Source organism: Kitasatospora sp. NPDC101155 (assembly GCF_044768305.1).
Lineage (GTDB): Bacteria > Actinomycetota > Actinomycetes > Streptomycetales > Streptomycetaceae > Kitasatospora.
Map to the genome: position 1 here is coordinate 1 of NZ_JBIWPN010000021.1, position 12,423 is coordinate 12,423.

10 protein-coding genes and 1 pseudogene are annotated in these 12,423 nt (G+C 71.5%); 7 read left to right on the forward strand and 4 right to left on the reverse strand.

All coding sequences use genetic code 11. The features are described 5' to 3' along the window. Window positions 1-152 (reverse strand): annotated as a pseudogene (locus ACIRYZ_RS27305) (zinc ribbon domain-containing protein); the annotation flags it as partial. Between the two features lie 30 nt (window positions 153-182). On the opposite strand from ACIRYZ_RS27305, the gene ACIRYZ_RS27310 reads away from it, so the two are divergent. Next, the gene (locus ACIRYZ_RS27310) at window positions 183-587 is read left to right on the forward strand and encodes a DoxX family protein (RefSeq protein ID WP_402948871.1); all 405 of its coding nucleotides are present in this window, start codon (window positions 183-185) and stop codon (window positions 585-587) included. Window positions 588-996: 409 nt separating this feature from the next. On the opposite strand, the gene ACIRYZ_RS27315 is transcribed toward ACIRYZ_RS27310, so the two are convergent. Then, window positions 997-1,389 (reverse strand): hypothetical protein, encoded by a 393-nt coding sequence (locus tag ACIRYZ_RS27315; protein WP_402948873.1) that lies wholly within the window; start codon window positions 1,387-1,389, stop codon window positions 997-999. A 443-nt stretch (window positions 1,390-1,832) separates the two neighbouring features. Here ACIRYZ_RS27315 and ACIRYZ_RS27320 point away from each other — a divergent pair, with 443 nt between their 5' ends. Then, window positions 1,833-5,822, forward strand: coding sequence for a Pls/PosA family non-ribosomal peptide synthetase (locus ACIRYZ_RS27320; RefSeq protein WP_402948875.1), 3,990 nt, complete (start codon window positions 1,833-1,835; stop codon window positions 5,820-5,822). 101 nt (window positions 5,823-5,923) lie between these two features. Next, window positions 5,924-6,187 carry a DUF4287 domain-containing protein gene (locus ACIRYZ_RS27325; protein ID WP_402948877.1) on the forward strand — a complete coding sequence of 88 codons (264 nt, stop codon included), beginning with the start codon at window positions 5,924-5,926 and terminating at the stop codon, window positions 6,185-6,187. A 98-nt stretch (window positions 6,188-6,285) separates the two neighbouring features. Here the strand turns inward: ACIRYZ_RS27325 and ACIRYZ_RS27330 are convergent, their stop codons facing one another. Then, entirely contained in the window at window positions 6,286-6,759 is a 474-nt protein-coding gene (locus ACIRYZ_RS27330; RefSeq protein ID WP_402948880.1) for a MarR family winged helix-turn-helix transcriptional regulator, read from the reverse strand. Window positions 6,760-7,129: 370 nt separating this feature from the next. Here ACIRYZ_RS27330 and ACIRYZ_RS27335 point away from each other — a divergent pair, with 370 nt between their 5' ends. The 3 genes from ACIRYZ_RS27335 to ACIRYZ_RS27345 all read left to right on the forward strand — a co-directional run bounded on the left by ACIRYZ_RS27335 (window position 7,130) and on the right by ACIRYZ_RS27345 (window position 10,871). Further along, window positions 7,130-8,323 carry an MFS transporter gene (locus ACIRYZ_RS27335; RefSeq protein ID WP_402948881.1) on the forward strand — a complete coding sequence of 398 codons (1,194 nt, stop codon included), beginning with the start codon at window positions 7,130-7,132 and terminating at the stop codon, window positions 8,321-8,323. 11 nt (window positions 8,324-8,334) lie between these two features. Then, window positions 8,335-9,153, forward strand: a complete 819-nt coding sequence (locus tag ACIRYZ_RS27340) for an aldo/keto reductase (RefSeq protein WP_402948884.1) — start codon at window positions 8,335-8,337, stop codon at window positions 9,151-9,153. A 461-nt stretch (window positions 9,154-9,614) separates the two neighbouring features. Next, entirely contained in the window at window positions 9,615-10,871 is a 1,257-nt protein-coding gene (locus ACIRYZ_RS27345; RefSeq protein ID WP_402948886.1) for an RNA-guided endonuclease InsQ/TnpB family protein, read from the forward strand. 20 nt (window positions 10,872-10,891) lie between these two features. Here ACIRYZ_RS27345 and ACIRYZ_RS27350 read toward each other — a convergent pair whose 3' ends face one another. Then, a complete protein-coding gene (locus tag ACIRYZ_RS27350; protein ID WP_402948888.1) occupies window positions 10,892-11,323 on the reverse strand; it encodes an ATP-binding protein in 432 nt (143 codons plus the stop codon). Between the two features lie 234 nt (window positions 11,324-11,557). On the opposite strand from ACIRYZ_RS27350, the gene ACIRYZ_RS27355 reads away from it, so the two are divergent. Then, complete coding sequence (locus ACIRYZ_RS27355) at window positions 11,558-12,409, forward strand: helix-turn-helix domain-containing protein (protein WP_402948891.1); 852 nt, start codon at window positions 11,558-11,560, stop codon at window positions 12,407-12,409. The last annotated feature ends 14 nt before the right edge of the window (window positions 12,410-12,423 follow it).

Consider the following 12,423-nt stretch of genomic DNA (forward strand, 5'->3'; position numbering starts at 1 on the left):
TCAACGGGCCGTGCCTGGCGTGGGATCGCCACACCGGGACTGACCGGCCCTCCAGGGGCGTTTAGCCTGTCCGCCTGCCCGGCGGCCAGGATGTTGCGAGCAGCGTTGAGGTCACGGTCATGCAGCACGCCACACACCGAGCAGGCCCACTCCCTGACGTGCGGCGGCTTGGGTCCGTCGCGGTGTCCGCACTCCGAGCAGGGCTGGGAGCGCTGTGGATCGTCGCCGCACTGCTGGCCGCCGTGTACCTGTTCGGCGGCGCCTTCAAGATGGTCACGCCGAAGGAGAGGATCGCCGCCGCCGGGTGCAGCGGGCGCTGGGTCGAGGACTTCAGCGCCGGCGGGGTGAAGGCGATCGGCGCCGTCGAGGTGCTCGCCGCCGTCGGGCTGATCCTGCCCGCGGTGCTGGACGTCGCGCCGGTGTTCGTGCCGCTGGCCGCGCTCGGGCTGGTGCTGCTGATGGCCGGGGCGGCGGCGGTGCGGCTGCGGCGGCAGGAGTTCAAGCTCGTCGCGGTGGACGTGGTCTACCTCCTGCTGGCCGCGTTCGTGGTGTGGGGGCGCTTCGGACCGGAGTCGTTCCTCGGCTGATCTTCCCGGTGCGGCGATCGGCCGCGTGCGACCGCCACAGGGGAGCGGTCGCGCGCGGCCGATCGCGTTCAGTGGCCCGGCCGGCCCGGCCGGGCCGGCCGGGCCACGGGGGGCGCGGGGGCGCGCCGCGAACGTCCGCGCGCCCCCGGTTCACCCGAGCAGCGCCTCCACCGCCTCCGGTGTCCAGTGCCCGGTCGCGCCCGGGCGGGTGGCGAGGTAGCGGGCCGCGCGCCGGGCGCTCCAGCTGTGGGACTGGGCCAGGCCCGCGCCCGGGGTGCGCAGGTAGGCGGCCGAGGGGGCGGCGGGTTCGGCGCCGGCCAGTCCGGTGGGGGAGGTGAAGGTGAGCAGCGGGTGCCCGTCCAGCTCGCCCGGGCACAGCAGGGTCTCGTAACGGTCCGGACCCAGTTCGTCACGCCCGGTGGCCAGGGCGCGGGTGAGGTCGAGGTCGGCGCCGGGGGGAGCGGTACATCTCCTGCGCGGCGACGTCGCTGAACTGGCCCGCCGTCACCAGGCAGGCGCGACACGGCAGGTCGCCGGGAAGGGCCGGGTCGTAGTAGGCCATCGCGCCGCCCCAGGTCGGTGACCGCCCGGCGAAGTACAGCCCGCCCGGCAGCGTCAGCGCCGCCTCCCGGCGCGGCGGGCGCCGGTCGCGGCAGCCCGGGTAGTCGCGCGCCCCGCCCTGTGGTCGTCCGCCGTACAGGTAGCAGTCGAAGCGGGCGGCGTGCAGGTTGGAGCCGTAGGCGGTGTACCAGACGAGTGGATCCTCGCCGTTCCGGCCGGAACCGCGCCCTGTGGTCCACACCGTATTCACAGGAAACGTCCCCACGGAAAACGTCGGCGACAGACTCTCACACAAACGTGCGAATGGGGTGAACGGGCCGATGATTCGACCAACACCTCCCGATTCGGTAGCCACCCCCTCACTACCGGTACCGTTCCGGACGCCATGGCGTTCATCATCCTTCCCTCTCCCGTCACACCCCTCCGGTTTTCGCCGACTAGGCTTCACCAGCGAAATTGCCAGAAAACCACCAAAACGACATTCGAATCGCATCGCTGCCGCCACACCAGGCATCGATCATGAGATTTTCCTTTGACCACACCTTCGCTGCATCCGGCGGACTCCCAGCGGAGTCATGGTGAGTGGGCGCATCCCGTCAGGTGACACCATGTGACGTTGACATCGCACCAAGTGCACGACACACACGCGCCCCCAAGGAAAACGGAGCCGAGGAACCCATCCCCATGGACGCACGCCACGACACGGCCGGCCCAGGCACGCTGCACCGCCCCCATCCGGGGCAGGCGGCCAGCTGGCCGGTGGCCCAGCCCGCGCACCCGCGCACCCTGCTCGACGTCATCGCCGCGACCGCCGACGCCCACCCGTACGCGCCCGCACTCGACACCGGCGACGCCGTTCTCGACTACCGCACCCTGATGCAGGAGGTCGACGCCCTCGCCGGCCTGCTGGCCGGCCACGGCATCGGCTGCGGCGACCGGGTGGGCGTGCGCATCCCCTCCGGCACCGCCGACCTCTACGTCGCCATCCTCGCGGTGCTGCGCTGCGGCGCCGCCTACGTGCCGGTGGACGCCGACGACCCCGACGAACGCGCCGAGATGATCTGGCAGGACGCCCAGGTCTGCGCGATCCTCGGCGCCGAGCGCAGACTCTTCGCCGGACCCGCCGCCCGCCCCTCGGGCCGCCCCGCCTGGCCCTCGCCGAACGACGACGCCTGGATCATCTTCACCTCCGGCACCACCGGCCGCCCCAAGGGCGTCGCCGTCACCCACCGCAGCGCCGCCGCCTTCGTCGACGCCGAAGCCCGCATCTTCCTGCCGCAGCAGCCGCTCGGCCCCGGCGACCGCGTCCTCGCGGGCCTCTCCGTGGCCTTCGACGCCTCCTGCGAAGAGATGTGGCTGGCCTGGCGCCACGGCGCCTGCCTGGTCCCGGCCCCCCGCTCCCTGGTCAAGGCCGGCACCGACCTCGGCCCCTGGCTCGTGAGCCGCCGCATCACCGCCATCTCCACCGTCCCCACCCTGCTCGCCCTGTGGCCCCAGGAATGCCTCGACCGGGTCCGCCTGATCATCGTCGGCGGCGAGGCCTGCCCCGCCGAACTCGTCGAGCGCCTGGCCGTGCCCGGCCGCGAGTTCTGGAACACCTACGGCCCCACCGAGACCACCGTCGTCGCCACCGCCGCCCGAATGCTCCCCGGCCAGCCCGTACGCATCGGCGCCCCGCTGGACGGCTGGGAGATCGCCGTCGTCGACCAGGCCGGCAACCCCGTGCCCTGGTACGAGAGCGGCGAACTGCTGATCAGCGGCGTCGGCACCGCCCGCTACCTCGACCCCGCCAAGGACGCCGAGAAGTACAGCCCCCACCCCGCGATCGCCTCCCCGCGCGTCTACCGCAGCGGCGACCTGGTCAGAAACGACCCCGAGGGCCTGATCTTCCTCGGCCGCGCCGACGACCAGATCAAACTCGGCGGCCGCCGCATCGAACTCGGCGAGATCGACGCCGCCCTCCAGGCCCTGCCCGGCATCCGCGCCGCCGCGGCCGCCGTGCGCAAGACCCCGGCCGGCGCCGACCTGCTGGTCGGCTACCTGGTCGCCCAGCCCGGCACCACCCCCGACCTCGCCGCCGCCCGCCAGCAGCTGCTGGAGCACCTGCCCGCCCCGCTGGTGCCCGTCCTCGCCGTGGTCGACTCGCTGCCCACCAAGACCTCCGGCAAGGTCGACCGCAACGCCCTGCCCTGGCCACTGGCCACCACCGGCACCGCCGCGGCCGCCGCCGAGACCCTCGACGGCACCGCCGGCTGGCTCGCCGGCCACTGGGAGCGCCTGCTCGGCATGGCCCCGGGCAGAGCCGACGACTTCTTCGCCCTCGGCGGCTCCAGCCTCACCGCCGCCCGCCTGGTCTCCGAACTGCGCACCCGCCACAGCGGCGTCTCCGTCGCCGACCTGTACGCCCACCCGGTACTCGGCGACCTCGCCGGCTACCTCGACACCCTCACCCCGGCCCGGCCGGCGGCCGCGGCCGGGCCGGAAGCCGCCGCGACCACCGCACCCGTAAGGCCGGTACGCCCCACCCCGCGCAGCGCGGCCCTGTGGCAGACCCTCATCCTGCTCGTCCTGTTCGCCATCTCCGGCCTGCGCTGGGTCATCGTCCTGATCGCCGTCGACAACCTCCTCGGCAACCACCTCCCCTGGGCCCCGCACAGCTCCTGGTGGCCCGTCGTCGCCGGCCTGCTCGTCTTCTACAGCGCCCCCGGCCGCACCCTGATCGCCGCCGCCGGCGCCCGCCTCATCACCGCCGGCATCCGCCCCGGCAGCCACCCCCGCGGCGGCCACGTCCACCTGAGACTGTGGACCGCCGAACGCTTCACCGCCATGTTCGGCACCGGCCGCCTCAGCGGCACCCCCTGGGCCCCGCGCTACGCCCGGATGCTCGGCTGCCGCGTCGGCAAGGACGTCCAACTGCACACCGCGCCCCCGGTCACCGGCCTGGCCCGGATCGGCAACGGCGCCTCGGTCGAACCCGAGGTCGACATCGCCGGCTGGTGGCTCGACGGCGACACCCTCCAACTCGGCCGCATCGACATCGGCGAGCACTCCAGCATCGGCCACCGCGCCACCCTGATGCCCGGCGCCCGCATCGGCCACGGCGCCGAGATCGCCCCCGGCTCCTGCGTCACCGGCACCGTCCCACCCGGCGAGCACTGGAACGGCTCCCCGGCCCGCCCCTCCACCGAGGCCCGCACCCAGTGGCCGACGACGCCGGCCCGCCCCTCCCGGACCTGGAACCTCGCCTACGGCGCCGGCTTCGCCCTCTTCGGACTCCTCCCCGTCATCGCCGCGCTGCCCGCGCTGCTGATCATCTACCCGATGGTCGACACCGACCGCACCCTGGTCCAGGCCATGCTCCAGCTGCTGCCGATGACCGCCCCGCTCGCGGTGCTGACCGTCCTGTGCCACGCCGCGCTGATAGCCCTACTGATCCGCCTCCTCTCCCTGCCACTGCGCCCGGGCTTCCACCCGGCCACCGGCCGCGTCGCCTTCTGCGCCTGGGCCGTCTCCGGCCTCAGCGACACCGCCCGGCGCACCCTGTTCCCCTTCTACGCCAGCCTCTTCACCCCGGTGTGGCTGCGCCTGCTCGGCGCGAGGATCGGCCGCCGGGTCGAGGCCTCCACGGTGCTCTCGCTGCCCGGCCTGATGCAGGTCGACGACGGCGCCTTCCTCGCCGACGACACCCTCGTCGCCCCCTACGAGCTGCGCGGCGGCTGGCTGCACCTGGGCCGCTCGCACGTCGGACGCCGCTCCTTCGTCGGCAACTCCGGCATCGTCGGCCCCGACCGCTCCCTGCCCGACAACTCCCTGGTCGGCGTGCTCTCCGACACCCCCGCCCACGCCCCCGAGGGCTCCTCGTGGCTGGGCCGGCCCGCCTTCGCACTGCCGCGCGTGGCCGACACCGGCGCCGAGGGCCGCACCTACAACCCGCCCAAGCACCTGATGTGGGCACGCGCCGGCGTCGAGGTCTGCCGGCTCCTTCCGGTCATCGTCGCGGTCGTGCTGGCCGACCTGGTGTTCGCCGCCCTGCAGTCGATACGGGACGACTACGGGCTGGGCGTGGCCTTCGGCTCCGCCGGGCTGGTGCTGATCGCCGCCGCCGTCGCCGCCTGCGCGATCGCCACCGTCGCCAAGTGGCTGCTGGTCGGGCGCTTCCGCGTCGCCGAGCACCCGCTGTGGTCCTCCTTCGTGTGGCGCAACGAGCTCTACGACACCTTCGTCGAGGAGCTCGCCATGCCCTTCGGCGGCGGCGCCATCACCGGCACCCCGTACCTGAACGTCTGGCTGCGCAGCCTCGGCGCCAAGATCGGGCGCGGCGTGTGGTGCGAGACCCACTGGCTGCCCGAGAGCGACCTGGTCACCGTCGAGGCGGGCGCCAGCGTCAACCGCGGCACCGTGCTGCAGACCCACCTGTTCCACGACCGGGTGATGCGCCTGGGCCCCGTCCACCTGGGCGCCGGCTCCACCACCGGGCCCCACTCGATCGTCCTGCTCAACTCCGCGCTGGGCGACAACACCACGGTCGGCCCCGCCTCGCTGGTCATGCGCGGCGAGAGCGTGCCCGGCGACACCCGCTGGCTCGGCAACCCCGTCGCCGCGTGGAACGCCGACCCCACCCCGCCGGCCGGGCGCCGCGCCGCCCGCGGGCGCAGGCGCACCGCGGCGGTGTGATCACGGTCACTTCCGCCGGGCGATGAGTTATCGGTGCGGTCACGGTCCTAACCCGTGACCGCACCGATTTTGCTTTGCCCGTACTTGAGGGGACACCGGACATGACCACGGCAACTGTGAAGACCACCGCTGCGAAGACCGCCGAGACCGCCGCCGCGAAGACCGCCGCCGTGAAGGGCCCGGCGGCCTACTTCCCCTCGATCGAGAAGAAGTACGGCCGGCCCGTCGAGGAGTGGAAGGAGCTCATCCGCACCTCCCCGCTCACCCGGCACATGGAGCTCGTGGCCTGGCTCAAGGCCGAGCACGGCCTCGGCCACGGCCACGCCAACGCCCTGGTCGCCCACACCCTCGCCGAGCGGGCCTGACCGCCCCGCGCGGGGGAGTGCGCCGATGCCCCGGGGCCGGACGGTGGTCCGGACCCGGGGCATCGGGCTGTGGGGAGGCCTGCGGGAGGCGTGCGGGCTCAGGGGCGCGGGAGCGCCGGCGGGGGGTTGATCGCCTCGACGGCCTTGACCAGCGGGGCCAGCTCGGGGTTCCTGGCGGCCTCGTCGAGCGCCTCGCGCAGGGCGGCGTCGTTGGTCGGGCGGGCCCGCTCCAGGAGCTTCAGGCCGTCCTCGGTGACGTTGGTGTAGATGCCGCGCCGGTCGGTCGGGCACAGGTAGCGGGAGAGCAGGCCGCGGTCCTCCAGCCGGGTGACCAGGCGGGTGGTGGCGCTCTGGCTGAGCACGACCGCGTCGGCGACCTGCTTCATCTGCAGGTGCCCGCCCTCGTCGTCGTGCTGGCGGCTGAGCACGTCGAGCAGCGAGTACTCCCGCACGCTCAGGTCGTGCTCGGACTGCAGGGCGCGCTCGATGTGCGCCTCGATCCGGCCGTACAGGAGGTAGAGGGCGGCCCATCCGTTGGCGAGGGCGGTCAGCGCGGGGTCCGTGGCGGTCATGGGCCCGGTCTCCTTTCCAGGTGCTACGCGCCCCAGGATAAGCCATGCGATGAAATATCGGCTAGGGCATACATAAGGCTTATGCAAGCATCTGGCGCCCTCGGCGGCCCCGGTCCGCGGATCCGGGCGGCGGCCCGACGGGTCTCGCCGGCCGGTGCGCCGGGCGTCGGCGGTCACCCGTTCGGAGTAGTGGCGGGGGCCGGGGTCGGCCGATCGGGGCTCGGCCCCGTTTTCGCGCGCCCGGAGCGCGCCCCCGGCCTGCCTTCGGGGTTCTGGCGAAGGCGAATTGCCCGCACTTGCACTTATGCCGCGTCTGCAACTATTGTCGGGAGGCGTAAGGCGCACTAGCAATCGCACGGAGGTCGCGCCAATGCCCCTCGCACTCCTCGCCCTGGCCATCGGAGCCTTCGGGATCGGGACCACCGAGTTCGTGATCATGGGCCTGCTGCCCGAGATCGCCGGCGACTACGGCGTCTCGATCCCCACCGCCGGACTGCTCGTCACCGGCTACGCGATCGGCGTCGTCATCGGCGCCCCGCTGATGACGGTGCTCGGCACCAGGATCAGCCGCAAGACGATGCTGATGCTGCTGATGGGCCTGTTCACCGTCGGCAACCTGGTCTCCGCGACGGCACCGGGCTTCGGCCTCATGCTCGCCGGACGCATCGTCGCCTCGCTCGCCCACGGCGCGTTCTTCGGCATCGGCTCCGTCGTCGCCGCCGAACTCGTCGCCCCGCAGAAGAAGGCCGGCGCCATCGCCACCATGTTCACCGGACTGACCGTCGCCAACATCGTCGGCGTCCCGCTCGGCACCCTCATCGGCCAGGCCGTCGGCTGGCGCACCACCTTCGCCGCCGTCGCCGTCCTCGGCGTGGTCGGCCTGCTCGGCATCGCCAAGCTCGTGCCCGCGATGCCGCGCGCCGAGGGCGCCCACCTGCGCCGCGAACTCACCGCCTTCCGCAACCCGCAGGTCCTGCTCGCCATGGCGATGACCGTGCTCGGCTTCGGCGGAGTGTTCGCCGCGATCACCTACATCGCGCCGATGATGACCCACGTCGCCGGCTACTCCGACGGCGCGGTCACCTGGCTGCTGGTGCTGTTCGGCACCGGGATGTTCCTCGGCAACCTGCTCGGCGGCAGGTTCGCCGACCGCAAGCTGATGCCGATGCTCTACGCCACCCTCGGCGGACTCGCCGTCGTGCTCGGGCTGTTCACCCTGACCGCGCACGACAAGACCGCCGCCGCCGTCACGATCACGCTGGTCGGCGCGCTCGGCTTCGCCACCGTCCCGCCGCTGCAAAAGCGCGTCCTCGACCAGGCCCACGGCGCCCCCACCCTGGCCTCGGCCGTCAACATCGGCGCCTTCAACCTCGGCAACGCCCTTGCGGCCTGGCTCGGCGGGACCGTCATCAGCGCCGGCCTCGGCTACACCGCCCCGAACTGGGTCGGCGCCCTGCTCGCCGCCGCCGCCCTGGTCCTCGCCTTCTGGTCCGCCGCGCTGGAACGGCGCACCCCGGCCGCCGTTCCTGCCCCGGTCGCCGTCCCGGTCCCCTCCCACACCTAGGAGAAGCACCAATGATCGTCCCCACCGTGAAGCTCAACAACGGCGTCGAGATCCCCCAGCTCGGCCTCGGCGTTTACCAGATCCCCGACGACGAGACCGCCACCGTCACCCTCGCCCTTCAGGCCGGCTACCGCAGCATCGACACCGCCGCCGCCTACGGCAACGAGACCGGCGTGGGCCGGGCCCTGGCAGCCTCCGGCCTGGACCGTGACGACCTGTTCATCACCACCAAGCTGTGGAACCCCGACCAGGGCTACGACACCACCCTGCGGGCCTTCGACGCCAGCCTCGCCAAGCTCGGCCTCGACCACGTCGACCTCTACCTGATCCACTGGCCCGCCCCGGCCCGCGACCTCTACCTGGACTCCTGGCGCGCCATCGAACGCCTCACCGCCGAGGGCCGCATCCGCGCCGCCGGCGTGTCCAACTTCCAGCCCGCGCACCTGGAGCGGCTGCTGGACCACAGCGAACTGGTCCCAGCCGTCAACCAGATCGAGCTGCACCCCGGCCTCCAGCAGGCCGAACTGCGCGCCTTCCATGCCGAACACGGCATCGCCACCGAGGCATGGAGCCCGCTCGCCCAGGGCGCCGTCCTGGACGACCCGGCCATCACCGCCATCGCCACCCGCACCGGCAAGTCCGCGGCCCAGGTGGTGCTGCGCTGGCACCTGCAGCTGGGCAACATCGTCATCCCCAAGTCGGCCACCCCGGCCCGCATCCGGGAGAACCTGGACGTCCTCGACTTCCAGCTCACCGACGCCGACATGGCCGCCATCGCCGCCACCGACCGGGACTTGCGCACCGGCCCGCACCCCGACCAGTTCAACTGACGGGCTGGGAGTAGCGGCAACAGCTCTGGTGAGTGATCAGCACAACTGGGCGGGCCCGTGTGCAGGCACACGGGCCCGCCCAGTTGTGCTGATCACTCACCCTTTCCAGGAACCGCAAGAGCGACGGTGGCCCCGGCCAACCTCGGCCGGGGCCACCGGAAACGGAGCCGAGCGGCACTCGCCCCGTCGCCGCTTCGGCATGGCCGAAGCGGCGACGGCATTTTGTCCGGCCCTGCGGCGCAGGAAGTCGACCGGACAGGACGGGACCGTGGACACTGAGGCCCCGCCCTCAGGCGTAGCGCACTCTCTCCCAGGATGCCGCCGGCTTCAGCCGGGCGAGATGGGGGTCCCCCCGCCCGGAGGGTGGGGGAGGGGCCTTGGCTCGGAGCCGCGAAGCGTCGAAGCAGACTTCGGAGGTTTGGACGGGAGTCGTTGTCAGTGGCTCCCGGTAGGTTGATCGTGTGCATCTCCGGTACTCCTACCGCATCTATCCGACGGCAGGTCAGCGCTCCGCGCTGGCCCGGACGTTCGGGTGTGCCCGGGTGGTGTACAACGACGCTCTTACGGCACGGAAGGAAGCCCGGAAAGCCGGTCTGCCGTATCCGAGGAGCGCCGACTTGCAGAATCGGGTCATCACGGCGGCGAAGCGCACGGCCGATCGGGCGTGGCTCGCGTCGGTCGGTGTCGAGCCGCTGATCCAGTCCCTCCGGGACCTGGACACTGCCTACCGGAACTTCTTCGACTCGGTGTCCGGCAAGCGCGCGGGCCGCCCCGTGGGCCTTCCCCGGTTCAAGTCGCGGAAGGACGGCCGGCAGTCGCTCAGGTTCACCCGCAACGGGTTCCGTATCCGCTCGAACGGGAAGTTGAACCTGGCGAAGATCGGCGATGTGCGGGTGAAGTGGTCCCGCGTCCTGCCGGCCGCCCCGTCGTCCGTGACGATCGTGCTCGACCCGGCGGGCCGGTACCACGCCTCCTTCGTGGTGGATGTCGAACCCGAGCACCTGCCCGAGACGACCGCGGAGGTCGGGATCGACCTCGGGCTGACCACCTACGCCGTCATGTCGGACGGAACGGTGATCGACAACCCGCGCTTCCTGCGCAAGGCGGAGAAGAGGCTCAAGGCCGCGCAGCGGGAACTGTCCCGCAAGGCCAAGGGGTCGAAGAACCGGGCCAAGGCCAGGCGCAAGGTTGCCAAGGCCCACGCCAAGGTGGCCGACACCCGCAACGACTGGCTGCACAAGCAGACCACCAGGATCATCCGCGAAACCCAAGCGGTGTACCTGGAGGACCTGAACGTGCGCGGTCTGGGACGGACGCGACTCGCCAAGTCCGTCCACGATGCCGGATGGTCCACCTTCCGGCGCATGCTCGAAGAGAAGGCAGCCCGGTACGGACGCCACATCGGAGTCATCGGCCGGTACGAGCCCACCAGTCAGGTCTGTTCGTCCTGCGGTGTCCTGGACGGACCCAAGCCCCTCGCGGTACGCGAGTGGACCTGCGGGGTGTGCGGTGTCCGCCACGATCGTGACCTCAATGCTGCTCGGAACATCCTGGCCGCCGGACGGGCGGACAGGCTAAACGCCTGCGGAGGGCCGGTAAGACCTGGCGTGGCAATCCCACGCCAGGCACAGCCCGTTGAAACAGGAACCCACCGGAATGCCAGCCGTACAGGGCGCAAGCCCCGTGCCGCAGGCGCGGCCGGAGTCCCCGTGTTTTAGCGCGGGGAGGATGTCAAGCTTTATGCCGAGCGATGCGGCGCGCATTCGCACCAGACCACCTTGCCGACCCCGCCCGGGCGCGGGAAGTGCCCCCACTCGACGGCGAGGGCCTCCACGAGGAGCAGGCCGCGCCCGCACCCGGCCGTGGCGTCCGGGTGCTGGGGCACGGGCGGCCGGTCGCTGGCGTCGTGCACCTCGATACGGAGCCGGGTGGCGTCGACATCGAAGGACACCCAGACCAGCCGCCCCGGCATGCCCGAGTGCAGCACGGCGTTGCCCACCAGCTCCGAGGTGAGCAACTCGCCGACCTCGGAGTAGCAGTCGCCGTCCGGCACGGTGGCGAGCAACTCGCGCAGCATCCGCCGTGCGAGCAGCGGCGAGCGGCGGGAGCGCGGGAACCAGCAACCACGGGTCGCGGTGGTAGGGCTGACGGGGACGTCGGTTTCAGGCATGGCGGAGCCACCTCCGGTGGGGTTGGGGATCGAGGCGGGCGGAAAGCGGCCCGACTACGGATCGAGACATGGGGATGCCCGGCAGTCGATCGCAGAGAGTGGTCATCTCATCGACTGTGGGTAGCATGCGCCCAGCGGAAGATCATTAGCAAGAATTCCGTGCGGAACATTTTCCGATCTTGGTTTGCTAGTAACCTGGCATCAGTTCCGCGTCACTCATGGGGAGTTGATCACATGGGCCAACCGCGCCCGTCGGTTCGCCGTCGCCGCGTCGCGAGCTTGCTCATCCGCCACCGTGAGGCGGCGGACAGGACGCCGGATGAGGCCGCGACGCGCATCGACTGCCATCGCTCCAAGATCAGTCGGATGGAGAATGCCTGGCTGCCGATCTCCAGCAGCGAGTTGCGGGACCTGCTCACGTTCTACGGCGTGGACGATCCGGATTACGTGGAGGAAGTGGTCACGCTCAACCGGCAGGGTTCAGAGCGCGGTTGGGCCCAGCAGTTCGACATCTCGCCACCGTCGTACGTCGACTACATCGACTACGAGGAGAGCGCCAGCCACATCCGCTCGTTCCAGCCGATGATGGTCGCGGGCCTGTTGCAGACAGCGGACTACGCACGAGCCGTCTACCGGGCCTCGCCGTTCGACATCCCTCCGGAGCGAATCGACGAGCTCGTGGCAATTCGGCTTCAGCGGCAGAAGGTTCTGGATCACGCTGAGCCTCCACGGCTCAGCGTGATCCTGGGGGAAGCCGCACTTCGAGGGCACGTAGGCGGCGTGAACGTGCTGCGGGAGCAGTTGGACCACCTGCGGCAGCTGGGCGACCGTCCGAACATCGAGCTACAGGTGCTGCCCTTCAGCGCAGGAGCCCACGCAGGAATCATGGGCTCGTTCGTACTCTTCAGCTTCGCGACTTCGGCCTTTTCCGATGTCGTGTGTGTGGAGCACCAGGCAGGCATGCTCTACATGGAGAAGCCCGAGGAGACGTCTGCCTATACGCTCACGTTCGACTCGTTGCGTTCGAGTGCGTTGAGTGCCGCCGAGAGCCTCGACCTACTCACCCGGGTCATACGAGAGCTGTAGCGGTATCGACCGGA

Coding starts and splice junctions, on each gene's coding strand:
- ACIRYZ_RS27325 (WP_402948877.1), top strand. CDS start 5,924: ATGACCACGGCAACTGTGAAGACCACCGCTGCGAAGACCGCCGAGACC.
- ACIRYZ_RS27330 (WP_402948880.1), bottom strand. CDS start 6,759: ATGACCGCCACGGACCCCGCGCTGACCGCCCTCGCCAACGGATGGGCC.
- ACIRYZ_RS27335 (WP_402948881.1), top strand. CDS start 7,130: ATGCCCCTCGCACTCCTCGCCCTGGCCATCGGAGCCTTCGGGATCGGG.
- ACIRYZ_RS27320 (WP_402948875.1), top strand. CDS start 1,833: ATGGACGCACGCCACGACACGGCCGGCCCAGGCACGCTGCACCGCCCC.
- ACIRYZ_RS27340 (WP_402948884.1), top strand. CDS start 8,335: ATGATCGTCCCCACCGTGAAGCTCAACAACGGCGTCGAGATCCCCCAG.
- ACIRYZ_RS27350 (WP_402948888.1), bottom strand. CDS start 11,323: ATGCCTGAAACCGACGTCCCCGTCAGCCCTACCACCGCGACCCGTGGT.
- ACIRYZ_RS27355 (WP_402948891.1), top strand. CDS start 11,558: ATGGGCCAACCGCGCCCGTCGGTTCGCCGTCGCCGCGTCGCGAGCTTG.